General features: G+C 66.7%; 21 protein-coding genes and 1 pseudogene. 18 read left to right on the top strand and 4 right to left on the bottom strand.

The window, feature by feature from the left end:
* Positions 1 to 24 precede the first annotated feature (24 nt).
* The 3 genes from pdxY to glgC all read right to left on the bottom strand — a co-directional run bounded on the left by pdxY (position 25) and on the right by glgC (position 3,861).
* On the bottom strand, positions 25 to 900 hold the full coding sequence (gene pdxY / locus P5W98_RS09135) for a pyridoxal kinase PdxY (RefSeq protein WP_421024258.1): 876 nt from the start codon (positions 898 to 900) through the stop codon (positions 25 to 27).
* A gap of 159 nt (positions 901 to 1,059) precedes the next feature.
* Complete coding sequence (glgA, locus tag P5W98_RS09130) at positions 1,060 to 2,520, bottom strand: glycogen synthase GlgA (RefSeq protein WP_421024257.1); 1,461 nt, start codon at positions 2,518 to 2,520, stop codon at positions 1,060 to 1,062.
* Between the two features lie 69 nt (positions 2,521 to 2,589).
* Positions 2,590 to 3,861, bottom strand: coding sequence for a glucose-1-phosphate adenylyltransferase (gene glgC, locus P5W98_RS09125; protein WP_421024256.1), 1,272 nt, complete (start codon positions 3,859 to 3,861; stop codon positions 2,590 to 2,592).
* 308 nt (positions 3,862 to 4,169) lie between these two features.
* Here glgC and P5W98_RS09120 point away from each other — a divergent pair.
* Positions 4,170 to 4,534 (top strand): annotated as a pseudogene (locus tag P5W98_RS09120) (alpha/beta fold hydrolase); the annotation flags it as partial.
* A gap of 48 nt (positions 4,535 to 4,582) precedes the next feature.
* On the opposite strand, the gene P5W98_RS09115 reads toward P5W98_RS09120, so the two are convergent.
* Positions 4,583 to 5,578: an LLM class flavin-dependent oxidoreductase gene (locus P5W98_RS09115; RefSeq protein WP_421024255.1), complete on the bottom strand. Its 996-nt coding sequence runs from the start codon at positions 5,576 to 5,578 to the stop codon at positions 4,583 to 4,585.
* Between the two features lie 386 nt (positions 5,579 to 5,964).
* Here P5W98_RS09115 and P5W98_RS09110 point away from each other — a divergent pair, with 386 nt between their 5' ends.
* The 17 genes from P5W98_RS09110 (at position 5,965) to astE (ending at position 25,709) form a co-directional block, all read left to right on the top strand.
* Positions 5,965 to 6,957, top strand: coding sequence for an IS5 family transposase (locus P5W98_RS09110; protein ID WP_421025230.1), 993 nt, complete (start codon positions 5,965 to 5,967; stop codon positions 6,955 to 6,957).
* Positions 6,958 to 7,556: 599 nt separating this feature from the next.
* On the top strand, positions 7,557 to 8,855 hold the full coding sequence (hpnI, locus tag P5W98_RS09105) for a bacteriohopanetetrol glucosamine biosynthesis glycosyltransferase HpnI (protein WP_421025229.1): 1,299 nt from the start codon (positions 7,557 to 7,559) through the stop codon (positions 8,853 to 8,855).
* 229 nt (positions 8,856 to 9,084) lie between these two features.
* Entirely contained in the window at positions 9,085 to 10,506 is a 1,422-nt protein-coding gene (hpnJ, locus tag P5W98_RS09100; RefSeq protein ID WP_421024254.1) for a hopanoid biosynthesis associated radical SAM protein HpnJ, read from the top strand.
* Positions 10,506 to 11,459 carry a hopanoid biosynthesis-associated protein HpnK gene (hpnK, locus tag P5W98_RS09095; protein ID WP_421025228.1) on the top strand — a complete coding sequence of 318 codons (954 nt, stop codon included), beginning with the start codon at positions 10,506 to 10,508 and terminating at the stop codon, positions 11,457 to 11,459. The genes hpnJ and hpnK overlap by 1 nt, the downstream gene beginning before the upstream one ends.
* Positions 11,456 to 12,598, top strand: a complete 1,143-nt coding sequence (locus P5W98_RS09090) for a lysylphosphatidylglycerol synthase domain-containing protein (RefSeq protein WP_421024253.1) — start codon at positions 11,456 to 11,458, stop codon at positions 12,596 to 12,598. The genes hpnK and P5W98_RS09090 overlap by 4 nt, the downstream gene beginning before the upstream one ends.
* Positions 12,599 to 12,691: 93 nt before the next feature.
* Positions 12,692 to 13,273, top strand: coding sequence for a hypothetical protein (locus P5W98_RS09085; protein WP_421024252.1), 582 nt, complete (start codon positions 12,692 to 12,694; stop codon positions 13,271 to 13,273).
* Positions 13,274 to 13,426: 153 nt separating this feature from the next.
* Positions 13,427 to 14,551 (top strand): patatin-like phospholipase family protein, encoded by a 1,125-nt coding sequence (locus P5W98_RS09080; protein ID WP_421025227.1) that lies wholly within the window; start codon positions 13,427 to 13,429, stop codon positions 14,549 to 14,551.
* A gap of 275 nt (positions 14,552 to 14,826) precedes the next feature.
* Complete coding sequence (locus P5W98_RS09075) at positions 14,827 to 15,516, top strand: ABC transporter permease (protein WP_421025226.1); 690 nt, start codon at positions 14,827 to 14,829, stop codon at positions 15,514 to 15,516.
* Between the two features lie 18 nt (positions 15,517 to 15,534).
* On the top strand, positions 15,535 to 16,248 hold the full coding sequence (locus tag P5W98_RS09070) for an ABC transporter permease (protein WP_421024251.1): 714 nt from the start codon (positions 15,535 to 15,537) through the stop codon (positions 16,246 to 16,248).
* Between the two features lie 61 nt (positions 16,249 to 16,309).
* Entirely contained in the window at positions 16,310 to 17,104 is a 795-nt protein-coding gene (locus P5W98_RS09065; RefSeq protein ID WP_421024250.1) for an ABC transporter ATP-binding protein, read from the top strand.
* Between the two features lie 75 nt (positions 17,105 to 17,179).
* The gene (locus tag P5W98_RS09060; protein ID WP_421025225.1) at positions 17,180 to 18,163 is read left to right on the top strand and encodes a GlxA family transcriptional regulator; all 984 of its coding nucleotides are present in this window, start codon (positions 17,180 to 17,182) and stop codon (positions 18,161 to 18,163) included.
* Positions 18,164 to 18,351: 188 nt separating this feature from the next.
* On the top strand, positions 18,352 to 19,569 hold the full coding sequence (locus tag P5W98_RS09055; RefSeq protein WP_421024249.1) for an aspartate aminotransferase family protein: 1,218 nt from the start codon (positions 18,352 to 18,354) through the stop codon (positions 19,567 to 19,569).
* A gap of 35 nt (positions 19,570 to 19,604) precedes the next feature.
* Positions 19,605 to 20,708: an arginine/ornithine succinyltransferase subunit alpha gene (gene aruF, locus P5W98_RS09050; protein ID WP_421024248.1), complete on the top strand. Its 1,104-nt coding sequence runs from the start codon at positions 19,605 to 19,607 to the stop codon at positions 20,706 to 20,708.
* On the top strand, positions 20,705 to 21,754 hold the full coding sequence (gene astA, locus P5W98_RS09045) for an arginine N-succinyltransferase (RefSeq protein ID WP_421024247.1): 1,050 nt from the start codon (positions 20,705 to 20,707) through the stop codon (positions 21,752 to 21,754). Before aruF ends, astA begins: the two co-directional genes overlap by 4 nt.
* Positions 21,755 to 21,796: 42 nt before the next feature.
* A complete protein-coding gene (gene astD, locus P5W98_RS09040; protein ID WP_421024246.1) occupies positions 21,797 to 23,260 on the top strand; it encodes a succinylglutamate-semialdehyde dehydrogenase in 1,464 nt (487 codons plus the stop codon).
* A gap of 9 nt (positions 23,261 to 23,269) precedes the next feature.
* The gene (astB, locus tag P5W98_RS09035; protein ID WP_421024245.1) at positions 23,270 to 24,634 is read left to right on the top strand and encodes an N-succinylarginine dihydrolase; all 1,365 of its coding nucleotides are present in this window, start codon (positions 23,270 to 23,272) and stop codon (positions 24,632 to 24,634) included.
* Positions 24,618 to 25,709 (top strand): succinylglutamate desuccinylase, encoded by a 1,092-nt coding sequence (gene astE / locus P5W98_RS09030; protein WP_421024244.1) that lies wholly within the window; start codon positions 24,618 to 24,620, stop codon positions 25,707 to 25,709. Before astB ends, astE begins: the two co-directional genes overlap by 17 nt.
* Positions 25,710 to 25,777 lie beyond the last annotated feature (68 nt).

The following is a 25,777-nucleotide window of genomic DNA, read 5'->3' as shown; positions in this document are numbered from 1 at the left end:
ATTATAGGCCGCGCGGCCCCGCCCTCAACCCATGTCGATGGCCCACGCGTCGAACCATTCGCGCGGGCGTGCGATCTGGTCCTGCGCCGCGACGATTTCCAGCTCGTAGCGCCCCGCGTCGTAGGTGGCCTTCACGACCGCGTTCACGGCGGCGAGCGTATGCTCGAACGCGGGCCGCAGCGTATCGCCGTTCATCAGGCGCGCGACGAAGATCGCACTCGTAATGTCGCCCACGCCCACGGGCTGGCGCGCGAAGTGATAGAGCGGGCGCTGGCCGAGCCACGCCTCGTGCTCGCTCACGACGAGCATGTTGAAGGTGTCCGCGGGGCTGTTGCGGTCGAGCAGATGCTTGACGAGCACGAGCTTCGGGCCGCGCTCCAACAGTTCGCGACAGGCGTCGACAGCCTCCTCGGCGGTCTCGATCTCGCGCCCGACGAGCCGTTGCAGTTCGCTGTGGTTCGGCATCAGCGCGTCGGCCACTTCGGGCATGTGCCGCACCAGAAACGCCTGAATGCCGGGCTCGACCTTGCAGCCGCTGCCGTCGCCGTTGACCGCGCCCATCACCGGGTCGCAGTAGTAGCGCGCGTGCGGGTTGGCGGCCTTCACGGCGCGCACGACGTCGATCACGGCCTGGGCCTGCTCGGGCGTGCCGAGGTAGCCCGAGAGCACCGCGTCGCAACGCGGCAGCACGCCAATCGCGCCGATGCCCTCGGCAAGATCCACCATCTGCCCGGCATCGATCGCGCTGCCGGTCCAGTGGCCGTATTGCGTGTGGTTAGAGAACTGCACGGTATTGAGCGGCCACACGTTCACGCCGAGCCGCAGCATCGGGAACACAGCGGCGCTGTTGCCCGCATGGCCGAACACGACGTGCGACTGGATGCTCAAAACGTTTTTCATGGGCAGTATCTGGGGGCGAGGTGCGAAAAATCGAGCGGTGCGGCAACGATAACCGAATTCGCCGCGCCCAGTCGATGACCGCGTATGTGCAGTGTTGCGCGCAGCCGTCTCGCGGGTTGCGATCTGGTGTGCGAAGTGTTGTGAGAATTGTGCGTCGCTTCAGGCCAACTCGCGATAGAGCGCCATATAGCGTTGCGCCGACGCGGCCCAGCCGAAGTCCTGATGCATGCCGCGCTCGCGCGTCGCGCGCCAGTCATGGCTGCGCGCATAGAGCGCGAAGGCGCGGCGGATCGCGGCGGCGAGCGCGTCGGGCTCGAAGCGCTCGAACACGAAGCCGGTGGCGAGGCCATCGGCGAGATTTTCCAGCGAGGCGTCGGCGACGGTGTCGGCGAGACCGCCCACGCGATGCACGAGCGGCAGCGCGCCGTAGGCGAGCGCGTAAAGCTGCGTGAGCCCGCACGGCTCGAAGCGCGAAGGCACCACCATGACGTCGGCGCCCGCGACGATCGCGTGCGCGAGTGTCTCGTCGAAGCCGATCTCGACCGACACCGCGTCGGGATGCTGGCGCGCCGCGCGCGCGAAGCCCTGTTCGAGGCTCGCATCGCCGGAGCCGAGCACGGCGAGCTGCCCGCCGCGCGCGACGATCTCAGGCACCGCGCCGAGCAGCAGGTCGAGGCCTTTTTGCTCGGTGAGGCGGCTCACTACGGCGAACACGGGCGCGTCTTGCCGCTGTGCGAGCTTCAGCCGCGCTTGCAGCGCCGTCTTGCAGCGCGGCTTGCCGCTCATGTGCGCGGCCGAGTAATGCGCGGCGATGGCGTCGTCGTGGGCGGGATGCCAGATCGCGTAATCGACGCCGTTCAGGATGCCTACCAGATCGTGCGCGCGGCCCTTGAGCAGCGCTTCGAGCCCGCAGCCCTGAGCGACGGTCTGGATCTCGCGCGCGTAAGTCGGGCTCACCGTGGTGATCTTGTCGGCGAAATAGAGGCCTGCTTTCAGAAATGAAAGTTGACCGTAGAACTCCACGCCGTGCATGTCGAAGAAGTCGGCGGGCAGGCCCAGCATGTCGAACTGCTGCGCGGGAAAAATGCCTTGATAGGCGAGGTTGTGAATCGTGAAGACGGTGCGCGTGCCGGCACGCCGGCGTTCGCGCGCGGCGGCGCGCAGGTAAGCGGGGGCGAGCCCCGCGTGCCAGTCGTGCGCGTGCACGATGGCGGGTGTCCAGTCGGGATCGGCATGCTGGGCGAGCCGCGCGGCGGCCCAGCCGAGCAGCGCGAAGCGCTGGGCGTTGTCGCCGTAGGGCACCTGGGCGGCGTCGAGGTACGGGCTGCCCGGGCGGGCGTAGAGCGCGTCGGCGCGAATCATGTAGACGGGCAGGCCGTTGCCCGGCAGATGGCCGAGTTCGAGCGATGCTTCTGGAGCGCCGAAGCTGCGCGCGAGGCGCGCGACCGGGCGCAGGTCGGCAAGGCCCGCAGCGACGCTCGCGAAGCCCGGCAGCAGCACGCGCGCATCGGCGCCTTGCTCGATCAGCGCGACGGGCAGGGCGGCCGTGACATCGGCGAGACCGCCGGTTTTCAGCAGCGGGTAGAGTTCGCTGGCTACGTGCAGAACGCGGATCGTCATCGGAATGGGGCCCTTGCAGGCGAGTGACTGTCCAGGGTTGAGGGGGCGCGCGCCTCGCTCTTGTATTGATCAGCCGCCGCGCCTGAGCCTCGCCAGCGCTTCGTCCGTGACCAGCACGACGCCGTTCTCGGTCCGGTAGAAGCGCTCGCCGTCGAGCTTGGGGTCTTCTCCGATCACGGTGCCGTCGGCAATCGCGCAGCCGCGGTCCACCACCACCTTGCGCAGCCGGCAGCTCGCGCCGACCGTCACCTCGGGCAACAAGACTGCCTCGGCAATGTTGCAGAACGACTTCACGACCACATTCGACGAGATCACCGAGCGCGAGATCTGCGAGCCCGAGATCACGCTGCCGCCGCACACGATCAGGTTGGTGCCGGAGCCTTGCAGTCCATTCAGGTCGCGCACGAACTTGGCGGGCGGCAATTGCTCTTGATAGGTCCAGATGGGCCAGTTGCGGTCGTAGAGATCGAGGGCGGGAATCGTCGAGGCCAGATCGAGATTGGCGGACCAGTAGGCGTCGATAGTGCCCACGTCGCGCCAGTAGGGCTCGGCGTTCGGATCGGAGGAGACGCACGAGAGGCTGAACGGATGCGCGATCGCATGACCATCGGTGACCACGCGCGGAATGATGTCCTTGCCGAAGTCGTGGTCGGTGGCCGTGCGCGCGATGTTCTCTTCGAGCAGCTTGAACAGATAGGCCGTCTCGAACACGTAGATGCCCATGCTTGCGAGCGCGATGTCGGGGTGGCCCGGCATCGCGGGCGGATCGTCGGGTTTCTCGACGAAGCCGGTGACGCGGCGCGCTTCGTCCACGGCCATCACGCCGAACGCGCGCGCGTCCAGGCGCGGCACCTCGATGCAGCCCACCGTGCAGTCGGCGCCGCTCGCGGCATGGTCGGCCACCATGCGCGTGTAATCCATCTTGTAGATGTGGTCGCCGGCCAGCACGATCACATGCTTGGGCGAGATCGAGCGGATGATGTCGAGATTCTGATAGACGGCGTCGGCCGTGCCGCGATACCAGTGTGCGCCTTCCACGCGCTGCTGCGCGGGCCACAGGTCGACGAACTCGTTGAACTCGCCGCGCAGGAAGCCCCAGCCGCGCTGCAGGTGGCGCAGCAGCGAATGCGCCTTGTACTGAGTGACCACGGCGATGCGGCGGATGCCCGAATTCAGGCAGTTGGAGAGGGCGAAATCGATGATGCGGTATTTGCCGCCGAAGTAGACCGCCGGCTTCACGCGCTTGTTGGTGAGCGGACCGAGACGGGTGCCGCGCCCGCCCGCGAGCACGATCGCGAGCGTGGTGCGCTGCAGATCGTTGAGGCTTGCCGGAGTTGCCATGATCGTCTCCTTGTTGTGCCCCGGGGTATGGCCTGATTCGTGCGTCTCGGCTCGTGCGCCGGATGCGTGTTGGGACTTCCCGTCGCCGGCGTCGTTTTTGTGACCGCGCATTGACTGTTCTAGCACTGAAAGCCGTCTTGCGCGAATTCCTTGCACAGGGCGGCAACGCATGGCGGCTAGAATCGGGGCATTTTGCGCCCGCCGTAATGGCCCGCGCCCGCCGGGCGCCGAGGCAACAACCCGCGTGAAGTCACGCCACTCTTGACGACATTGCCCATGCTTTCGATATGGAGGCTATACGCCATCGCCGCATGGCCTATATGGACGTGCAGCCGTCCAGGCCCAACGGCCGCATCGTGGTCCTGCTGCACGGCAAGAACTTCTGCGCCGCCACATGGGGCGATACGATCAGGCGGCTCACCGATGCCGGTTGTCGCGTGATCGCGCCGGACCAGATCGGTTTCTGTAAATCGAGCAAGCCGGCGGCTTATCGATTCAGCTTCCAGCAGCTTGCGCGCAATACGCATGCGCTGCTCAATCGCTGGGCGTGCGGCGCGCGACCGTCATCGGCCATTCGACCGGCGGCATGCTCGCGGTGCGCTACGGGTTGATGTATCTGCGCGAGACGGAGCAACTGGTGCTTGCGAACCCGATCTGCTCAGCGGGCTGGCGGCGCTGCCGGGCCAGCCGCGATAGTCCTTCTCGCTTGGCTCGGCTGGGGTCAACGGGCCTCGGCCATCTCCGCGCGCACCTGCGCGGTGATCTCGAACGAGCGCAGACGTTTTGCGTGATCGTAGATCTGCGCGGTGACGATCAGCTCGTCCGCCTGGGTCTGCTCGATCACCGAGGCGAGTCCCGCACGTACGCTCGCGCGGTCGCCCACCACCGAGCACGCGAGCGAATGTGCGACGCTCGAAAGCTCGAATTCGTTTGCGGCGATTTGTGCCGCCGGCGGCGGAAGCTGCCCCGGCGTGCCGCGCCGCAGATTCACGAATTGCTGCTGTAGCGAGGTGAACAACAAGCGTGCTTCGTCGTCGGTCTCGGCGGCGAACACGTTCACGCCTACCATCGCGTGCGGTTTCGCGAGCGTCGCCGACGCTCGGAACTGCGAGCGATAGACGCGCAGCGCGGCGAGCAGCTGGTCGGGCGCGAAGTGCGAGGCGAACGCGAAGGGCAGGCCCATCGCCGCCGCGAGCTGCGCGCCGAACAGGCTCGAGCCGAGGATATAGAGCGGCACGTGCAGGCCCGCGCCCGGCACGGCGCGCACGCGCTGGCCTTCCACCGGATCGGCGAAGAGCCGCTGCAACTCGGCGACGTCGTCAGGGAAGGCCTCGGCGCTCGCGTGCAGGTCGCGGCGCAGCGCGCGCGCTGTGGTCTGGTCGGTGCCGGGCGCGCGCCCGAGCCCCAGGTCGATGCGCCCCGGATAGAGCGCCTCGAGCGTGCCGAACTGCTCGGCGATCAAGAGCGGCGCGTGATTGGGCAGCATGATGCCGCCCGACCCGACGCGAATCGTGCGCGTGCCGCCCGCAACATGGCCGATCACGACGGAGGTGGCGGCGCTGGCGATGCCGGTCATGTTGTGGTGCTCGGCGAGCCAGTAGCGGTGGTAGCCCCAGCGCTCGGCGTGCTGGGCGAGATCGAGTGTGTTGCGCAGCGCGACGCCGGCGTTCGAGCCGGCAGGCACCGGCGAGAGGTCGAGGACGGAGAAGGGGATCATGGGCGAGTGGCGTTCCGATGTTCATGGAGCGTGCCGCAAGCCTGGCCCCGCGAACGCGCCGGGTGGGCGCTGGGGCGGCTGCAAGGCAGACGCAAGGTCGAGGCATTGTGCCAAAGCGCTCCGGATCCTGCTGACGGCCTCGGGGAATCCATGCGCCTCGCGTGGTTTCCGGTGGGGCTGCCCAGGCCGGGCCGCGTAGATGGGACCGCGCAGGCTCGGCCTGCCAACCCCTGCAAACCATTTCTCAACTGAACCAGAATAATTCTTATTTATATCGATATTCGGTTGAGCTCCACTAAGGAAACGCTGATTTATTCGGCTCGGTGGTCATCGCTGGCGTAGCTGAGGACTTTATAGAAGGCAACTCACGGAACAGACTCACAATGATGAAGAGGCAGATCGGCTTCGCGGAAGCGGAAGTTGCAGGCAAGAAGCGAGTGACGAGGCGCCAACGCTTCCTGGCCGAGATGGAGAAGGTCGTTCCGTGGCAGCGTTTGCTGCTGGCAATCGAGCCGCACTATCCGAAGGGCACCCGAGGCCGCCCGCCGATTGGCCTGGAGCGAATGCTGCGAATCTACTTCCTGCAACAGTGGTACGGACTTTCGGACGAAGGACTGGAAGACGCGCTGTATGACAGCATCGCGCTGCGAGCCTTCGCCGGCATCGATCTGGCAGTCGAGAACGTGCCAGATGCAACCACGCTGTTGAAGTTCCGGCGCCTGCTGATCGAACACGAACTGACACGGAAGTTGTTCGACGAGATTGGCATCTCGCTGTGCGAGCGTGGGCTGATGATGAAGGAAGGCACGCTGGTTGACGCGACGATCATTGAAGCGCCGCCGTCGACCAAGAACGCCCGGAAGAGTCGTGACCCGGAAATGCATCAAACGAAGAAGGGCAACGAATGGCACTTTGGGATGAAAGCCCACGTGGGAGTCGATGCCGATTCGGGCCTGATCCACAGTGTGGTTGGCACGGCGGCCAACGTGTCGGATGTATCGCAAGCGCATGCCCTGCTGCACGGACATGAGGACCAGGTGTTCGCCGATGCGGGCTACATTGGCGTCGACAAGCGCGAGGAAATGGCGGGCAAGGCCGTGAAGTGGCACGTCGCTGCCAAGCGGGGAAAGATCAAGGCGATGCAGGAGGGAGCGCTGAAGGACTTGGTGATCGCGCTTGAGCGAACCAAGGCGCAGATCCGTTCGCGGGTTGAGCATCCGTTTCATATCGTCAAGAACCTGTTTCACCATCGCAAGACCCGATACAAGGGCTTGGCCAAGAACACCGCACAACTGTTCAGCCTGTTCGCTCTCGCGAATCTGGTGATTGCGCGAAATCTGTTGCGATCGGTCCATGGGAGCAATCCGTCATGCGTATGAAAAATGCGAGCAGGGAGGCCCGTTTACGCGCCCAATTCACTGAATTGAGCGTCGATTCGCTTCGTCATCCAGAAAATTCGACGCCATCTCGCCTGCAACTTCGGCAGTTGGTCCATTGATCAGCGTTTCCCTAAAGCGCGATTCAATATCGTTAAGAATTTATTTCAATATGCTTACTGATTATTCTTGGGGCAATAAGGCGCTGGAAGCTCGTTGTGGACCACTTGAAATAATTGCCGTCTTTGCAAATATGAGAAGCATTTTTGCGAGAGCGCGGAAGCGGCGTGAGGACGTTGCTGCTACAATTTTCGCCTTTGAATCAGGGTGCGAGCAAGGGTGCAAAAAAGAGCGCCGCGCGCGCCTTTTTCTGGCAGTGCCCGGTCAATTCATCGGTTGATTGGCACGGCGTTTAAAAAATGTAGCCGTCTGTTACGCAGGTGGCGGCCAATATGTCGCGCGGATACGATGCGCGGGTCAATTTTCGTGATTTCCGGGGTAGGGCAAATGTTAGCAGGCGACACGCTAGAGTTGGCCGGCGCGCCGTGTGATTGCGCCGCGGTGCCATGGCGCGGCGCGCGAGGCATCGAGGCATGACTGCAGTGCTGGGTTCTCTGTCCCCGGCGTGGTGGCTTGTGATCGCGCTGTGTTGCGCGGCCACTTTCTACGCGATTTGTGCCGTGCTCAGCATGCCGCGCCTTGGTTCCGCCGCACAAGTGCGCGTGGCGGCCCGGCGCGCCCGGGTCCGCGCGCCGCTGCCGGTGAGCGTGCTCAAGCCGCTGTGTGGCGCAGAGCCCCGTCTCTATGAAAACCTCGCCACCTTTTGCGAGCAGCACCATCCGCGCTATCAATTGATTTTCGGGGTGTCCTCGTCGAAGGATCCCGCCATTGCGGTCGTGCGGCGGCTGCAGGCCGCGTATCCGGCCCACGACATCGCGCTCGTGATCGACTCGCGCGTGCACGGCAGCAACCTGAAGGTGAGCAATCTCATCAATATGGCGGCCCATGCGCGCCATGAGGTGCTGATCGTCGCCGACAGCGACATCGCCGTGGAGCCCGACTATCTCGAGATCGTCACCGCGCCGCTCGCCGACCCGCAAGTGGGCGTGGTCACCTGTCTTTACAGCGCGCGCAGTATCGGCGGCTTCTGGCCGCGCGTGGGCGCGCTGTTCATCAACGAGTGGTTCGCGCCTTCGGTGCGGGTCGCGCATTCCACGGGCTCGCGCGCGTTCGGCTTCGGTGCGACGCTTGCGCTGTCGCGTGGCACGCTCGAGCGCATCGGCGGTTTCGAGTCGCTCAAGGATTGCCTCGCCGACGACTATCAGCTCGCGCGCTTCGCACGCGATCACGGGCTCGACACGGTGCTCGCGCCGGTGCTGGTCGCCACCGACGTGATCGAGCCGACGTTCCGCACGCTGTGGCTGCGCGAGACGCGCTGGCTGCGCACGATTCGCTCGGTCAATCCGGCGGGGTTTGCGTCGCTCTTCATCACCTTTACCTCGCCGTGGCTCGTGCTGGGCGCGCTCGCATACTGGCAGCTCGCGGCCAGCGCCGCGATGGCATCCGGGGCCGGCGCAGTGGCGAGGGTCGCGTTGGCCGTACTCGGCGCGAGCACGGTTAGCGGTATCATCGCGCGGTTGGCCTTGCATGTGCGCGGCAGTGCGAGCCTGCAGGCGTTCTGGCGCGATTTGCCGCTGGTGCCGCTGCGCGATGCGCTCTTGCTGCTGCAATGGCTGGCGGCCGTATTCGGCTCGCACGTGATCTGGCGCGGCGTGCGCGTGCCGGTCGCCAACCCCGACGTCGTGGCCGCGGCCGACATCGGTGCCATGCCGGGTGCGGGCGAAGCGCGCGTGAGCGCGGCGCCGCGCCGGACGGCCGTCGAGGTGTCGGATGGCCGTTGAGGCCGTGGTTGGGCCCAGCGTTGTCAGGTCTGGCGAATCAGGCCTGGCTTAGCAAGCCTGGTGAAGCAGGCCCGAATAAATCAGGTCCAGCGTGCCGGACCGAAGCGCCCCGGGGCATGAGTCCCAGGCGCACCCCAAATTGTGGCGTGCCGCGCCGGCCTCGAGCCAGCGCGCGCGCTTGTCGTTCATTCATGCCCATTAACAAAAGGGTTGGCGGAGCACTCCTCTCATGAAAACGCTGTTTTTGCAGGCCCCGTCCTATGACGGCTTCGACGGTGGCGCAGGCTCGCGCTATCAGGCGAAGCGCGAGATCCGCTCGTTCTGGTATCCGACCTGGCTTGCCCAGCCCGCAGCCCTCGTGCCGGACAGCCGCGTGCTCGACGCGCCCGCCGACGGTATTGGCGTCGAACAAACGCTGAAGATCGCGATGGACTACGACCTCGTGATCATCCACACGAGCACGCCGTCGTTCCCGACCGACGCACTGTTCGCCGAGGACCTGAAAAAGCGCAAGCCGTCGCTGCTGGTCGGCATGGTGGGCGCGAAGGTGATGGTCGACCCGCACAACTCGCTCACGGCCACCGAGGCGATCGATTTCGTCTGCCGCGAGGAATTCGACTTCACCTGCAAGGAAATCGCCGAAGGCAAGCCGTTCGCCGAGATCAAGGGCTTGAGCTGGCGCGCGAAGGACGGCTCGATCGAGCACAACGAAGCGCGTCCGATCCTCGAGAACATGGACGAGCTGCCCTTTGTGGCGCCCGTCTACAAGCGCGATCTGAAGATCGACAACTACTTCATCGGCTACCTGAACTACCCGTATGTCTCGATCTACACGGGTCGCGGCTGCAAGTCGCGCTGCACGTTCTGCCTGTGGCCGCAGACGGTGAGCGGCCACCGCTACCGCACGCGCTCGGTCGAGAACGTGCTCGCGGAAGCGAAGTGGATTCGCGAGAACATGCCGGAAGTGAAGGAGCTCATGTTCGATGACGACACCTTCACCGATGACCTGCCGCGCGCCGAAGCCATCGCGATCGGCCTCGGCAAGCTCGGCATGACGTGGTCGTGCAACGCCAAGGCGAATGTGCCGTACAAGACGCTCAAGGTCATGAAGGAGAACGGCCTGCGCCTGCTGCTCGTGGGCTTCGAAAGTGGCGACGACCAGATCCTCGTGAACATCAAGAAGGGCGTGCGCACCGACTTCGCGCGCCGCTTCAGCGCCGATTGCAAGAAGCTCGGCATCAAGATTCACGGCACCTTCATTCTCGGCCTGCCGGGCGAGACGCCGGAGACCATCAAGAAGACCATCGAGTACGCGAAGGAAATCAATCCGCACACGATCCAGGTCTCGCTCGCGGCGCCTTATCCGGGCACGACGCTCTACAAGCAGGCCGTCGAGAACGGCTGGATGGAAGAGAACAAGACCATCAATCTCGTGAGCAAGGAAGGCGTGCAGCTTGCGGCGATCGGCTATCCGCATCTGTCGCGCGACGAGATCTATCACCATCTCGAGCAGTTCTATCGCGAGTTCTATTTCCGCCCGTCGAAGATTTGGGAAATCGTGCGCGAAATGCTCACGAGCTGGGACATGATGAAGCGCCGCCTGCGTGAGGGCGTGGAGTTCTTCCGCTTCCTGCGCGCCCACGAGGCATGATGGATGCGTCGCCGCGCGCGGCTGGGGTTGCCGACGTCGCAGGCAATGATGGCCGCGCGCTGATCTTCACCGCCGACGACTTCGGCCTGCACGAGCGGGTCAACGCGGCGGTCGAGCGCGCGCACTGCGATGGCGTGCTCAATGCCGCGAGCCTGATGGTCGCCGCGCCCGCCGCCGCCGATGCGGTGGCGCGCGCGCGGCAATTGCCGAACCTGCGCGTGGGCCTGCACCTCGTTCTCGCCGACGGCGCGGCCATGCTGCCGCACGCGCAAATTCCCGCGCTCGTCGACGCGCAAGGCCGCTTCGGCGACAACATGGTGCTCGACGGCTTTCGCTTCTTTTTCCTGCCTCATGTGCGCGCGCAGCTCGCCCTGGAGATTCGCGCGCAATTCGAGGCGTTCGCGGCGACCGGGCTCGCGCTCGATCACGTGAACACGCACAAGCACTTCCATCTGCATCCCACGGTGCTCTCGCTGATCCTCTCGATCGGCCGCGAGTACGGCTTGCGCGCGATGCGCCTGCCGCTGGAGGCGGGCGCGCCGTTTGCGCTCAGGCCCTGGCTTGCACTCGTGCGCGCACGTCTTGCGCGTGCGGGCGTGGCGCATAACGATTACGTCGTGGGCATGGCGAACACGGGCGCGATGGACGAGGCAGTGCTGCTCGATGCGCTCGCGCATCTGCCGGCGCAGGGCGTGGGCGAGATCTATTGCCATCCGGCCGAGGCGCCCGCTGCGGGCGAGGGGCCGATCACGCCGTCGATGAGCGCGTATCGGCACGCCGACGAACTCGACGCGCTGATCTCGCCGCGCGTGGCCGAAGCGCTGAAGCGCGCGGGCGTGCGCCACGGCGGGTTCACCGACGTGTTTTTCGACCGGGGAGCGGCGAAGTCCGCTGCATCGGGCGGCGCACGCGCGCCGGCAAGTCACACCCAGGAGACACAGGCATCGTCATGAAGTGGCTTCAATGGCTGGGCCTGCCGGTCGGGATCGCGATCCTGATCGGGCTGGCCGTGCACGATGGCGCGCGCGACGTGGTGCGCGTGATCGGCGCGGCGGGGCCGGTGCTCCTATGGCTCGTGCCGTTCCATGCGCTGCCGCTGTTGCTCGATGCGCACGCGTGGCGCCTCCTGCTCGACAAGCGCGCGCCGCTTGGTTTCCTCTGGTGGGTCGCGACGGTGCGCGAGGCCGTCAACCGCCTCCTGCCCGTGGTGGGCGTGGGCGGGGAGATCGTCGGGGTGCGCCTCGCGCGCTGGAAGGTGCGCGACCGCGGCGATGGCGACAACGGTGACGATGGGCGCGACCTGAGCCGGATCACGGCCTCGGTGATCGTCGAGGTGTTCGTGACCATTGCCGTGCAATACGCGTTCTCGGCGCTCGGCGTCGTGCTGATCGTGGCGGCAACGGGCGACGGCGGGTCGCTGCGCACCATCGTCACGATCGCGCTCGCGTTGCTCCTCACGGCGCCGCTGCCCGTGCTCGCAGTGGTCCTGCTGCGCCGCGGCGGGGTGTTCCATGCGATCGAGCGCTGGGCCGCGCACCTGCTCGGCGCGAACAATCCGCTCATGATGGGCATCGACGGCAAGCAGCTCGACGCCGAACTCGACCGGCTCATGTCGCGCACAGGCCTGATGTTCCGCGCGTTCTTCTGGCAGCTCGGCGGCTACATGCTCGGCGCGTTCGAGACATGGTGGGCGCTCAAGCTGCTCGGCCATCCGGTCACGGTGGGCGAGGCGCTCGCCATCGAGGCCATCACCCAGGCCGTGCGCCACGCGGCCTTCATGGTGCCGGCGGGCCTCGGCGTGCAGGAAGTCGCCGTGGTGCTGCTCGCGCAATTGTTCGGCGTGAGCCCGGACGTGGCGCTCTCGCTCGCGCTCGTCAAGCGCATGCGCGAGGTGGTGTTCGGCGTGCTTGCGCTGCTGTCCTGGCAGGCCGCCGAGATCGCGCGCACGCGCCGCTCGCTGCGCGAGCGCAAGCGTGCCGGCGCTGCCGCGAGCGAGGCGCTGCCTGCCGCGGCCGGCGCGCACGCACGGGCGTCCCGGGCGTTGCACGAGCCGCATTCGAACTCGACGGCGCGCCACGACCAGCCGCATTGACGGTACATTGTGGGTTGTAAGCGCACGCTGAGCCGACGGCACGGTCCGTCCTCAGATGCGCCGCAAGCGCTGCTTCCGTGATGCCCACACGACATGTCGCCCACCTTTTCATCCACACGCTCGCTCGCGGTGGCGTGCGCCGCCTTGGCGGCGCTCACGCTCACGGGCTGCGACGACCGCCAGATCGACACCATGCTCGACGCCCTCCGGCAGACGTTCAAGACCTTCTTCGATTCGGTGAAGCCCGACGTGCTGCTGCTCAAGGGCATGACGCCCGGCGTCTCGACGCTCGAGCAGGTGCGCGAGCAGATGGGCAAGCCCGAGACCGAGCGTGTGTTCGACGACGGCTCGCGGCGGCTCGAATATCCGCGCGGCCCGGCGGGGCTCAAGACCTATATGGTCGACATCGGCCCGGATGGACGGCTCGTGGCGATCACGCAGGCGCTCACTGCCGAGAATTTCGCGAAGGTGCGCCTCGGCGAGAGCCAGGACGAGGTGCGGCGCTTGCTCGGTAAACCAGGGCAGGTGGCCGCGTACCGGCTCAAGAAGGAGACGGTGTGGAGCTGGAAGTGGCTCGAAGGGGGCGTCACGCAGGAAGCGTATTTCAATGTGCACTTTGGGCCCGACGGACGGGTCTCGACGACCTCGCGCTCCGATGTGATTCGGGGGCGTTGACGGGCGATGGAGACGAACGAAGACGGGCAGGCGCCGGAAAGTGGACTCAGCAAGCGGACATAGGACATTGAATCTACTCGACAAAGTGTTGAGGAAAGTGAAGCAGAAAGCGAAGCAGGTGAGGAAAACCGGAGGACGCGGGAGGCGCGTATGGTGATGCAACGTCGGCGTTCGCCGCGCGTGGGGCTCGTGCTGGGTGGCGGGGCGGCGCGCGGCTGGGCCCATATTGGCGCGATTCGCGCGCTAGAGGAGGCGGGCATCAAGCCCGACGTGGTGTGCGGCACCTCCATCGGCGCGCTCGTGGGCGCCGTCTACGCGAACGGCGATCTGGACTGGCTCGAAGAGTGGGTCGGCAAGCTCACCTGGCAGACGGTCGTGCGCCTGCTCGACTTGCGCTTTTCCGGCGGGCTGCTGGGCGGGCGCAAGGTGATCGACCTGTTCGCGAAACAGTTCAACGGGCGCACGATCGACGACCTGGCCATACCGTTCGCGGCGGTGGCCACCGAGCTCGATACGGGCCGCGAAGTCTGGCTGCGCGACGGCGGCGTGGTGGACGCGGTGCGCGCCTCCATCGCGATCCCCGGGCTTTTCACGCCGATCTGGCACGACGGCGTATGGCTCGTGGACGGCGGGCTCAGCAACCCGGTGCCGGTCTCGGCGGCGCGCGCGATGCGCGCCGACACGGTGATCGCCATCGACCTCAATCACGACATCCTCAATGGCCGTGACCTGGGCGGCGCAATCGACACCGTGCCGCGCGAAACGCCGGCGGAGGTGGCGGGCGCCGGGACGTCGCCGGCGAGCGGCGAGGAGCTGGAATTGCCGCTCGATGCACTGTCCGACGCGCCCTCCGACGCATCGTCCGGCGCATCGTCCGACGCATCGTCCGATACGCAAGCCGGCTCGCTGCCCGATGCGCCGCCCGGCGCGCGCCGCAGGGAACCCCCGTTGCTGCTGCGCCGCAATGGCAGGCCGTTTCCGAACTGGCTGCAGCCTTCGGGACTGGGCGCGCTGGGCGGCCCGGACGTGCGCGTCGCGCCGCCGCCCAGTGCGCGCGCGCCGTCCTTGCTGAGCTCGATCGCGCAGAGTATCGACATCATGCAGGTGCGCATCACGCGCAGCCGTCTGGCGGGCGAGCCCGCCGACGTGCTGATCCAGCCGCGTCTGGGCGGCATGGGGATTTTCGACTTTCATCGCGCCGGGCCGGCGATCGAGGAAGGGCGCGCGGCCGTGCAGTACATGCTGCCCGCGATCAAGGCGCAGTTGGGGATCGAGTAGGGCGCCGCCGCTTCTATCGAAAAAGCGACTCGAAACTTGTGAAAATGCCCAGCGTGGACCGCTGGGTTTTTTTCGGCTTACAAAATCATCGCGCCCTTGACGGCGCGGCTCAAAACCCCGGCCAGACGTGCGAAGCGCTGCTATGTTGCAATGCAGCATAACGGGCGCGCGCGTTTGAGCAATCCATTTTGCACTGCGACCATCCGCGCACATCTTCAAAACGACGCCCGCGGCCAACACCCGGAGCGTCGATAACGACTTTCATGGAGACGCGCGTGATGCTCTACGGCTTTGGCCCGGTGCTGCTCGCCGGCACGATCAAGACGATCGAACTTTCGCTGCTCTCGCTCGGCGTGGCCGTGTTGCTCGGTCTTGCGGGCGCGGCGGCGAAGCTTTCGTTCAATCGGCCGCTCGCGGCCTGCGCGACGGCCTACACCACGCTGATTCGCTCGGTGCCCGATCTCGTGCTGATGCTGCTGCTGTTCTACAGCATTCAGATCGGCGTGAACGAGGTCACCGACGCGCTCGGCATGGCGCAGATCGACATCGATCCATTCGCGGCCGGCGTGCTCACGCTCGGCTTCATCTACGGCGCGTACTTTACGGAGACCTTCCGCGGCGCGTTTCTCGCCGTGCCGCGCGGCCAGCTCGAAGCGGGCCACGCCTACGGCATGAGCGGGGTGCGCGTGTTCGTGCGCATCCTGTTTCCGCAGATGATGCGCTTTGCGCTGCCCGGCATCGGCAACAACTGGCAGGTGCTCGTGAAGGCGACCGCGCTGGTGTCGATCATCGGTCTGGCCGATGTCGTGAAGGCCGCCCAGGACGCGGGCCGCAGCACCTTCAACCTGTTTTTCTTCCTCGTGATCGCGGCGCTCATCTACCTGGCGATCACCACCATTTCGAACTTCGCGCTCATCTGGCTCGAACGCCGCTACTCGGCGGGCGTGCGCCACGCGCAACTGTAATCCGGGGAGAACCAGGCGATGAACGAAATCATTCAACAATTCGGCCGCGCATTCCTCTACTGGGACGGCGAGCACGTCTCGGGCCTCGCGATGACGGCGTGGCTGCTCGTGATCTCGGTGGCGTTCGGCTTTGTCTGCGCGGTGCCGCTCGCGGTCGCGCGCGTGTCGAGCCGGCGCTGGATCTCGCTGCCGGTGCGCTTCTACACCTATGTGTTTCGCGGCACGCCGCTCTATGTGCAACTGCTGCTGATCTACACGGGCGTGTACAGCCTCGCTTTCGTGCGCGCCGAGCCGCTCTTCGACGCGTTTTTCCGCAGCGGCCTGAATTGCGCGATCCTCGCGTTCGCGCTCAATACCTGCGCTTATACGACCGAGATTTTCGCGGGCGCGATTCGCGCGACCTCGCACGGCGAAGTGGAGGCGGCGCGCGCTTATGGCATGAGCCCGTTCACGATGTACTGGCGCGTCGTGCTGCCTTCGGCGCTGCGCCGCGCGCTGCCCCTGTACAGTAACGAAGTGATCCTGATGCTGCACGCAACGACGGTGGCGTTCACGGCGACAGTGCCCGACATCCTCAAGGTCGCGCGCGACGCCAACTCGGCGACTTACCGCTCGTTCGAGTCGTTCGGGCTCGCGGCGCTGATCTACTGTGCGGTATCGTTCGTGCTGGTGGCTGCGTTCCGCCGCGCGGAGAAGCGCTGGCTCGGCCATCTTGCCGTGCGTACGCGATAATTTTTGGGAGACCACCTTGGTTCAGACGATGCAAACGAATCCGCGCACGCCGCAAACCCAAATGAAAACCCCAGCGCACTCTTCATCGGATAGCAAGCTGATTGCCCGCGACATCCACAAGCGCTATGGCGACAACGAAGTGCTCAAGGGCGTCTCGCTCGACGCGAAGAAGGGCGACGTGATCAGCATCATCGGCGCGAGCGGCTCGGGCAAGAGCACGTTCCTGCGCTGCATTAATTTCCTCGAGAAGCCGAACGCCGGCGAGATCGTGGTGGACGGCGAAACCGTGCGCACGAAAGCGGGCCGCAACGGCGACCTCGACGTGGCCGATCACAAGCAGCTCCAGCGCATTCGCACCAAGCTCGCGATGGTGTTTCAGCACTTCAATCTCTGGTCGCACATGAACGTGATCGAGAACGTGATCGAGGCGCCCATGCACGTGCTCGGCGTGCCGCGCAAGGAAGCCGAGGAGCGCGCGCGTGCGTATCTGGAGAAGGTCGGCCTCGCGCCGCGCGTGGAAAAGCAATATCCCTCGCATCTCTCGGGCGGCCAGCAGCAGCGCGTGGCGATTGCGCGCGCGCTCGCGATGAACCCCGACGTGATGCTGTTCGACGAGCCTACCTCCGCGCTCGATCCCGAACTCGTGGGCGAAGTGCTCAAGGTGATGCAGAAGCTCGCCGAGGAAGGCCGCACGATGATCGTCGTGACGCACGAGATGGGTTTTGCGCGCAACGTCTCCAATCATGTGATGTTTCTGCACCAGGGCCGCACCGAGGAAGAGGGCGCGCCCGCCGACGTGCTCGGCAACCCGAGGAGCGAGCGCCTGCGCCAGTTCCTCTCGGGCAGCCTCAAGTAAGCGGAGCGCCAGGACGTGTCGCAAGCGGCGTCCCGCACGACCCAGGTCGCGATCGTCGCGTTGCCGCCGGTCTCGATGTCGAGCGTCGGCCCCATCGTCGATGCCCTGAACCTCGCCAACGAAATCGACGGCCGCGCGCTCTACCGCTGGCAGATGTGCTCGTGGAACGGCCGGCCCGTGCCGCTCGCCGGCGGCGCGCAATGGCCCGCCGACTGCGCGTTCGGCGACGCGGTGGCGTGCGACTGGCTCATCGTCGTGACCGAGCGCTTTCAGCAGTTCGCCGACTATCGCCTGTTTCTCGCGAGCCTCGCGCGCGTGGGGCAGCGCACGCCGATCGTGAGCGGCATCCACCACGGCATCTGGTGGCTCGCGATGGCGGGCCAGCTGCAGGGCTATCGCGTGGCGGTGAACTGGGAGACCTATCAGCAGTTCTCCGAACAGTTCGAGCGCACCATCGTCACGCAGCACATCTACGAAATCGACCGCGGCCGCGCGACCTGCTCGGGCGGCCAGGCGACGCTCGATTTCATGCTCGCGATGATCGGCCGCGAGCACGGCCCCGAACTCGTGGACCGCATCGCCGACGCGCTCGGCGCAAGCACGCTCAGGAGCGGCGACGAGCGCCAGCGCATTCCGTTCGTGACCGCGCCCGGCGAGCGCCATCCGCGCCTGAACGATGCGCTCATGCTGATGGAGGCGAATATCGAGGACCCGCTCACGACTGACGAGATCGCCGGCCACGTGGGCGTCTCGCGCCGTCAGCTGGAGCGCCTGTTCCGCCAGTACCTCAATGCGATGCCGTCGAAGTACTACCTGGGCCTGCGCCTCGCGAAAGCGCGCTCTCAGCTGCAGCGCACCAGCAAGTCGGTGGTGCAGATCAGCCTAGCATGCGGATTTTCATCGGCGGCGCATTTTTCCAATGCCTATCGCGAGCGCTTCGGCGTGACGCCGCGCGAGGATCGCCGCAACTGGATCGAGCGCCAGCACGGCGGCGCGGCCGGGGCAGCGGCGCTGGAGCCGCGCGCGGGCGCGCTCGTGGAGCCGCCGGAGCGCGACTGATTGCAACCGGTCGCGCCTGATTGCACCTGATCCCGCCCGGCGACGACGAAAAAACACGTCGCGGTTACGCAAGACGATTGCGGCATGGTTGCCTACACTGCTTCTGTTACCGAGGCAAAGGGCGTTGCGCTGCAACAGGCGCACGCCGCCCCAGCCTGAAACCCACATTGAGCCCAAGAGGATTCGCCATGAACGACCAGACCGTGAGCCGCAAGACCTTCGACGAAGTGATGGTGCCGTGCTTTTCGCCCGCGCCGTTCGTTCCCGACCGTGGCGAAGGCTCGCGCGTCTGGGACACCGAAGGCCGCGACTATGTCGACTTCGCGTGCGGCATCGCCGTGACCTCGCTCGGCCACGCCAACCCCGAACTGCTGCGCGTGCTGCACCAGCAGGGCGGCAAGCTCTGGCACATCGGCAACGGCTACACCAACGAGCCGGTGCTACGCCTCGCGCGCAAGCTCGAAGCCCTCACGTTCGCCGATCGCGCATTCTTCGCGAACTCGGGCGCCGAGGCCAACGAGGCCGCGCTCAAGCTCGCGCGCCGCGTGGCATTCGACCGTCACGGCGAGCAGAAGGCCGAGATCATCTCGTTCACGCAGTCGTTCCATGGCCGCACCTTCTTCACGGTCAGCGTGGGCGGCCAGCCCAAGTATTCGGAAGGCTTCGGCCCTGTGCCGCAGGGCATCGTGCATCTGCCTTACAACGATATCGAAGCCGCGAAGCGCGCGATCGGCGCGCAAACCTGCGCCGTGATCGTCGAGCCGGTGCAGGGCGAGGGCGGCGTGATTCCCGCCGATCCGGCCTTCCTGCAGGCGCTGCGCGAGGCCTGCGACGCGCACAACGCGCTGCTGATTTTCGACGAAGTGCAAACGGGCGTGGGCCGCACCGGCACTTTCTACGCGTACCAGGACACCGGCGTGACGCCGGACATCCTCACCACGGCGAAGGCGCTCGGCAACGGCTTTCCGATTGGCGCGATGCTCACGACCGAAGCCATTGCGGCGCACTTCAAGGTGGGCGTGCACGGCACGACCTATGGCGGCAACCCGCTCGGCGCGGCGATCGCGGACAAGGTGGTCGAGCTCGTGAGCGACCCGGCGCTGCTCGCCGGCGTGCGCGCGCGCGGCGAAGCGATTCGCGCGAAGCTCGCGCAACTGAACGAACGCTTCGACATGTTCAAGGAAGTGCGCGGCAAGGGTCTGCTGATCGGCGCGGAACTGACCGCGCGCTTCGCGGGCCGCGCGAAGGACTTCAACGCGGCGGCTGCAAACCGCGGCGTGATGATGTTGATCGCCGGCCCCGACGTGCTGCGCTTCGCTCCGTCGCTCATCATTCCCGAGGCGGACCTGAACGAGGGCTTCGCGCGCCTCGAGAAGGCCTTCGAAGATGTGATCGGCGCGCGCTGAGCGCTAGCCGCGCCTCATTGACCACAGGACCGACGATGCTATTCGTTCGCCCCGCAAGGCTCTCCGATCTCGATGCGATCGCCCACATGGCCCGCACCGCGCAGCCCGTGCTGCACTCGCTGCCGCACGACCGCGCGGCGCTGGAAGCGCGCATCGCGCTGTCCGAGGATTCGTTTCGCGCCCAGGTGGATTTCCCCGGCGAGGAGTTCTATCTCTTCGTGCTCGAGGATTCGGCCACGGGCCGGCTCGTCGGCACCTCCAGCATCGTGGCGGCGGCGGGTTATTCGGAGCCGTTCTACGCGTTTCGCAACGACGCGCTGATTCACGCCTCGCGCGAACTGCACGTGAACCGCAAGATTCACGCGCTCACCATGTCGCACGAACTCACGGGCAAGAGCCGGCTCGCGGGCTTCTACATCGAGCCCGCGCTGCGTGGCGATGCCGCCGCGCATCTGATGTCGCGCGCACGCATGATGTACATCGCGATGAACCGGCGCCGCTTCACGCCCGAGGTGTTCTCGCTGCTGCTCGGCGTGACCGACGACGCAGGCGTTTCGCCGTTCTGGGAGGCGGTGGGACGCAAGTTCTTCGGGCGCGATTTCAAGGACATCGAAATGGTTTCGGGCGGCCGCAGCCGCACCTTCATCGCCGAAGTGATGCCCGCTTATCCGCTTTACGTGCCGCTGTTGCCCGAGGCCGCGCAGCGCGTGCTGGGCGAGCCGGATCCGAGCGCCTTGCTCGCCTATGAGATCCATCTGGAAGAGGGCTTCGAGACGGACCGCTATGTCGACATCTTCGACGCGGGCCCGGTGATGACCGCGCAGGTGGACCGCACGTCGTCGGTCGAGGGCAATGAGACGCGCACGGTGCGCGAGAGCGCCGGCGCGGCACAGGGCGCGAAGTATCTGGTTGCGAGCCAGCATGGCGGCGAGTTCCGCTGCGCTTTGGCGACCTTGCCCGAGGCGGCGGAAGTTACGGGGCGCGCGGATCATGGTGCTCACGCGCCGGCGGCCGCGCCGCTCGACGCGGCCACGCGTGCGGCACTCAACGTGCAGGACGGCGAGGCGGTGCGTTGCGCACCGCTGTATCGCCGTAGCGAAGATGACTCGATGGAACAATCGACTGGAGAAGCGCAATGATCGTGGTACGCGTCGTGCAGACGGGCGATGTGGACGCGCTCGTCGCGCTTGCCCAGGAAACCGGCCCCGGCCTCACCACCTTCAAGCCCGACCGCGAAGCGCTCGCGGCGCGCATCGAACGCACGCGTCGCACGCTTGCGGGCGAGGCGGCGCAGAGCGAGGCGGGCTACTTCTTCGTGATGGAAGACACCGCGACCGGCGACGTGGCCGGCGTGTGCGGGATCGAAACTGCGGTGGGCCTGCAGCAGCCGTTCTACAACTATCGCGTGAGCACGGTCGTGCACGCGAGCCAGGACCTCGGCATCTGGACGCGCATGCGCGCGCTCAACATCTCGCACGACCTCACGGGCTATGCCGAGGTGTGCTCGCTGTTCCTCTCGCCGCGCTATCGCACGGGCGGCATGGGCGGCTTGCTCTCGCGCTCGCGCTTCATGTTCATCGCGCAGTTCCGCGAGCGTTTTCCGGAGCGTCTGTGCGCTGAGCTGCGCGGCCACTTCGACGCAGAAGGCACTTCGCCGTTCTGGCGCGCGGTCGGTTCGCACTTCTATCAGATCGATTTCAATGCCGCCGACTACCTGAGTTCGCACGGCCGCAAGGCGTTTCTTGCCGAGCTGATGCCGCGCTTTCCGGTGTACGTCGAGTTGCTGCCCGAGGATGCGCAGGCCTGCGTGGGCCTCACGCACGCGGACACGGTGCCGGCGCGGCGCATGCTCGAAGCCGAAGGGCTGCGTTACGAGAACCACGTCGATATCTTCGACGCGGGCCCGGTGCTCGAATGCCATACCGCCGACTTGCGCACGGTGCGCGAGAGCGTGGTGGTGCCGGTACGCATTGCAGGTACTGCGGGCGCTGCGCAGGAAGCCGAGGAAGGCGTGCGCTCGCTCGTGTCGAACACGTCGCTGACCGACTTTCGCGTGGGCTTTGCTCCGGGTGTCGTGCACGACGGCGCGTTCACGCTGAGCGCGCAGGAAGCCGCGGCGCTGAACGTCGCGCAAGGCGATCCAGTGCGCGTGCTGGGCGCGACGCACAAGCCGAAACAAGGTTGAGGGCGGGGCTTGCAGAAGCCACGCTGAAAGATAAGGATGACCATGAACGAGCTTTTCATCGATGGGCAGTGGTGCGCCGCTAGCGGCCCCGCATTCGTTTCGCGCAATCCGGGCACGGGCGAGACCGTGTGGAGCGGCAACGCCGCGAACGCCGAGGACGTGGACCGCGCCGCGAGCGCCGCGCGCCGCGCATTCGTCGAATGGTCGCAGACGCCGTTCGAGGCGCGCTGCGAGATCGTCAAGCGCTTCGCGGCGCTCGTCACCGAACGCAAGGAGCAGCTCGCGCAGGCCATCGGCCGCGAGACCGGCAAACCGCTGTGGGAAGCGCGCACCGAAGCCGCGTCGATGGCCGCCAAGGTCGCGATCTCGATCACGGCCTATGGCGAGCGCACCGGCGAAAAGCGCAGCGACATGGCCGACGGCGTGGCCGTGCTGCGCCATCGTCCGCACGGCGTCGTGGCCGTGTTCGGCCCGTATAACTTCCCCGGCCATCTGCCCAACGGGCATATCGTGCCGGCGCTGATCGCGGGCAATGCGGTCGTGTTCAAGCCTTCGGAGCTCGCGCCGGATGTTGCGCGCGCAACGGTCGAGATCTGGCATGAAGCGGGGCTGCCCGCGGGCGTGATCAATCTCGTGCAGGGCGAGCGCGACACCGGCATCGCGCTTGCGAACCATCGCCAGATCGACGGGCTGTTCTTCACGGGCAGCTCGGATACGGGCACGCTGCTGCATCGCCAGTTCGGCGGCCGCCCCGAGATCGTGCTCGCGCTGGAGATGGGCGGCAACAACCCGCTCGTCGTCGCGCCCGTGGAAGACATCGACGCCGCCGTGCATCACGCGATCCAGTCGGCGTTTCTCTCGGCGGGGCAGCGCTGCACCTGCGCGCGCCGCATCCTGGTGCCCACCGGCGCGTTCGGCGACCGCTTCATCGAGCGCTTCGTCGAGGTGTCCTCGCGCATCGCGGTGGGCGAATACAACGCCGAGCCGCAGCCGTTCATGGGCGCGGTGATCTCGGCGCGCGCGGCAGCCAGGCTGATCGACGCGCAGGCCCAGCTGCTCGAACGCGGCGCGAAGGCGCTCTTGCGCATGGAGCAGCGCGACCCGGCGCTCGGCTTCGTCACGCCCGGCATTCTCGACGTGACGAATGTGGCCGATCTGCCCGATGAAGAGCACTTCGGGCCGCTCGCGCAGATCATCCGCTACGCCGGTTTCGACGACGCCATCGCACAGGCCAACAACACGGCCTACGGCCTCTCGGCGGGCCTGCTCGCCGATGATGCCGCGCTCTGGCAGCGCTTCTCGCGCGAGATCCGCGCGGGCATCGTGAACTGGAACCGGCCCACCAATGGCGCGTCGAGCGGTGCGCCCTTCGGCGGCCCGGGCCGCTCGGGCAACCACCGGCCGAGCGCGTTCTACGCCGCCGACTACTGCGCCTGGCCGATGGCCTCGGTCGAGAGCGCACAGCTGACCATGCCCGCGAGCGTCTCGCCGGGCCTTCAATTCTGAGGATCGACGATGACTCAAATTTCAACGGCACTCGCGGGGACCCTTGAGGCCAACTTCGACGGGCTCGTCGGTCCCACGCACAACTACGCTGGCCTCTCGTTCGGCAACGTCGCTTCGCAGAACAACGAGAAGTCGGTCGCGAACCCGCGCGCCGCTGCGCAGCAGGGCTTGCGCAAGATGAAGCGCCTCGCCGATCTCGGCTTCGCGCAGGGCGTGCTGCCGCCGCAGGAGCGGCCCTCGATGCGCCTGTTGCGCGAGCTGGGCTTCACGGGCAAGGACGCCGACGCGATCGCGCGTGCCGCGAAGGACGCTCCCGAACTGCTCGCCGCGGCCAGTTCGGCTTCCGCGATGTGGACCGCGAACGCGGCCACCGTGAGCCCTTCGGCGGACACGCCCGAGCGCCGCGTGCACTTCACGCCCGCGAACCTGTGCAGCAAGCTCCATCGCGCGATCGAGCACGAGTCCACGCGCCGCACGCTCGGCACCATCTTCGCGGATCCGTCGCACTTCGTGGTGCACGACGCGTTGCCGGGCACGCCCGCGCTCGGCGACGAAGGCGCGGCGAATCACACGCGCTTTTGCGCGCAGTACGGTGAGCGCGGCGTGGAGTTCTTTGTCTACGGCCGCAGCGAGTACCGGCGCGGGCCGGAGCCCAAGCGCTTCCCGGCGCGCCAGACCTTCGAGGCGAGCCGCGCGATCGCGCAGCGCCACGGCCTCACCGACGAGACCACGGTGTTCGCGCAGCAGCGCCCCGAGGTGATCGACGCCGGCGTCTTCCATAACGACGTGATTGCGGTGGGCAACCGCAGCACCCTGTTTTGCCACGAGCTTGCATTCGTCGACCAGAAGAACGTCTACGACGAACTGCGCAGGAAGCTCGGAGCGCATGGCGCGCCGTTCGACGTGATCGAAGTGCCCGATGCGCAAGTGAGCGTGGCCGATGCTGTTTCGTCGTATCTCTTCAACAGCCAGCTTTTGAGCCGCGCGGACGGCAGGCAGATTCTCGTCGTGCCGCAGGAATGCCGCGAGAATCCGCGCGTGGCGATCTATCTCGACGAGCTGGCCGCGAAGCGCGGTCCCATCGACGAGGTGCTCGTTTTCGACCTGCGCGAGAGCATGAAGAACGGCGGCGGCCCCGCGTGCCTGCGCCTGCGCGTGGTGCTGAGCGAGGCCGAGCGCGCAGCGGTCGCGCCAGGTGTATGGATGAACGATGCGCTGTTCGCGAGGCTCGACGCCTGGATCGGCAAGCACTATCGCGACCGCCTCGCGCCCCAGGATCTCACCGATCCGGCGCTGCTGGTGGAGTCGCGCACCGCGCTCGATGAGCTCACGCAGATTCTCGGCCTGGGGTCGCTCTATGACTTCCAGCGCTGAGCCGGTTCAGTCGCACGCGGCGAGCACGGCCACGCCCGCTTGCCTCGCCGATTTTCTCGCCACGACGCTGGCAGGCGAGCGGCCGGCCAGCGCCGCGCAAGCGGAAGGCGCGTGCGCCTATGGCGCGGTGCGCTGGCAATGGCTCGACGAAGGCGTGCTGCAACTCGAGCCGGTGCATACCGGCGGCGCGCGCGGCGAGCCGCTCAGGAGCGTGCTGCTCTCCGCTGGCGTGCACGGCGACGAGACCGCGCCCATCGAGCTGCTTTCGCGGATGGTCGCGGATCTGGCCGCGGGGCATCTCGCGCTCGCGTGCCGTCTGCTGATCGTGCTCGGCAACGTGGCCGCGATGCGCGCCGCCACGCGCTATGAAGACGACGACCTTAACCGGTTGTTCAGCGGGCGCCATGCGCGCGTGCCGCAAAGCCGCGAGTCGCCGCGCGCCGTCGCGCTCGAGACGGCGGCGCAGCGCTTCTTTGCCGAAGCGTCCGATGCCCCGGGCGCGCGCTGGCACCTCGACCTGCACACTGCGATCCGCGCCTCGGCATTCGAGCGGTTCGCGCTGCTGCCTTATACGGGCGACGCGCCCACGCGCGCGATGTTCGACTGGCTCGCCGATGCGAACATCGCCGCTGTTCTGATTCATACGGAGAAGGGCGCAACGTACTCGTCGTTTAGCGCCGATGCTTGCGGCGCCGTCGCATGCACGCTCGAACTCGGCAAGGTGCGGCCGTTCGGCCACAACGATCTCACGCGCTTCGTGCAAGCGGACGCAGCCGTGCGCCGGCTCGTGTCGGGCGCGCAGGCGACCCAGGACGCGCCGATGCCGCGCGTGTTCACGGTGATCGGCCAGATCACGAAGCAAAGCGATGCGTTCGCACTGCACGTGGCCGCCGACGTGGCGAATTTCACGCCGTTCGCACGCGGCACGGTGCTCGCGGAAGACGGCGCGTATCGCTACGTCGTCGCACGCGACGAGGAGCGCATCGTGTTTCCGAATCCCACCGTGAAGCCCGGCTTGCGTGCGGGCCTGCTCGTGGTCGACACGACCGCCGAAACCCTCGCATCGCTCACATGAACCACGCGAAAACCCCGCCTGGCGGGGTTTTCCGGCCGGCGGCGCCGGCCACGGTACAATCGCGTCCT

Origin of the sequence: Paraburkholderia sp. A1BS-2L (genome assembly GCF_051125205.1) — a bacterium.
Classification (GTDB): domain Bacteria; phylum Pseudomonadota; class Gammaproteobacteria; order Burkholderiales; family Burkholderiaceae; genus Paraburkholderia.
This window is presented reverse-complemented; position numbering and strand designations above follow the sequence as displayed.

Excerpts from the sequence above, each read along its gene's own strand:
- pdxY (WP_421024258.1), bottom strand. The coding sequence starts at position 900 with ATGAAAAACGTTTTGAGCATCCAGTCGCACGTCGTGTTCGGCCATGCG.
- glgA (WP_421024257.1), bottom strand. The coding sequence starts at position 2,520 with ATGACGATCCGCGTTCTGCACGTAGCCAGCGAACTCTACCCGCTGCTG.
- glgC (WP_421024256.1), bottom strand. The coding sequence starts at position 3,861 with ATGGCAACTCCGGCAAGCCTCAACGATCTGCAGCGCACCACGCTCGCG.
- P5W98_RS09115 (WP_421024255.1), bottom strand. The coding sequence starts at position 5,578 with ATGATCCCCTTCTCCGTCCTCGACCTCTCGCCGGTGCCTGCCGGCTCG.
- P5W98_RS09110 (WP_421025230.1), top strand. The coding sequence starts at position 5,965 with ATGAAGAGGCAGATCGGCTTCGCGGAAGCGGAAGTTGCAGGCAAGAAG.
- hpnJ (WP_421024254.1), top strand. The coding sequence starts at position 9,085 with ATGAAAACGCTGTTTTTGCAGGCCCCGTCCTATGACGGCTTCGACGGT.
- hpnK (WP_421025228.1), top strand. The coding sequence starts at position 10,506 with ATGGATGCGTCGCCGCGCGCGGCTGGGGTTGCCGACGTCGCAGGCAAT.
- P5W98_RS09090 (WP_421024253.1), top strand. The coding sequence starts at position 11,456 with ATGAAGTGGCTTCAATGGCTGGGCCTGCCGGTCGGGATCGCGATCCTG.
- P5W98_RS09085 (WP_421024252.1), top strand. The coding sequence starts at position 12,692 with ATGTCGCCCACCTTTTCATCCACACGCTCGCTCGCGGTGGCGTGCGCC.
- P5W98_RS09070 (WP_421024251.1), top strand. The coding sequence starts at position 15,535 with ATGAACGAAATCATTCAACAATTCGGCCGCGCATTCCTCTACTGGGAC.
- P5W98_RS09065 (WP_421024250.1), top strand. The coding sequence starts at position 16,310 with ATGAAAACCCCAGCGCACTCTTCATCGGATAGCAAGCTGATTGCCCGC.
- P5W98_RS09060 (WP_421025225.1), top strand. The coding sequence starts at position 17,180 with ATGTCGAGCGTCGGCCCCATCGTCGATGCCCTGAACCTCGCCAACGAA.
- P5W98_RS09055 (WP_421024249.1), top strand. The coding sequence starts at position 18,352 with ATGAACGACCAGACCGTGAGCCGCAAGACCTTCGACGAAGTGATGGTG.
- aruF (WP_421024248.1), top strand. The coding sequence starts at position 19,605 with ATGCTATTCGTTCGCCCCGCAAGGCTCTCCGATCTCGATGCGATCGCC.
- astA (WP_421024247.1), top strand. The coding sequence starts at position 20,705 with ATGATCGTGGTACGCGTCGTGCAGACGGGCGATGTGGACGCGCTCGTC.
- astD (WP_421024246.1), top strand. The coding sequence starts at position 21,797 with ATGAACGAGCTTTTCATCGATGGGCAGTGGTGCGCCGCTAGCGGCCCC.
- astB (WP_421024245.1), top strand. The coding sequence starts at position 23,270 with ATGACTCAAATTTCAACGGCACTCGCGGGGACCCTTGAGGCCAACTTC.
- astE (WP_421024244.1), top strand. The coding sequence starts at position 24,618 with ATGACTTCCAGCGCTGAGCCGGTTCAGTCGCACGCGGCGAGCACGGCC.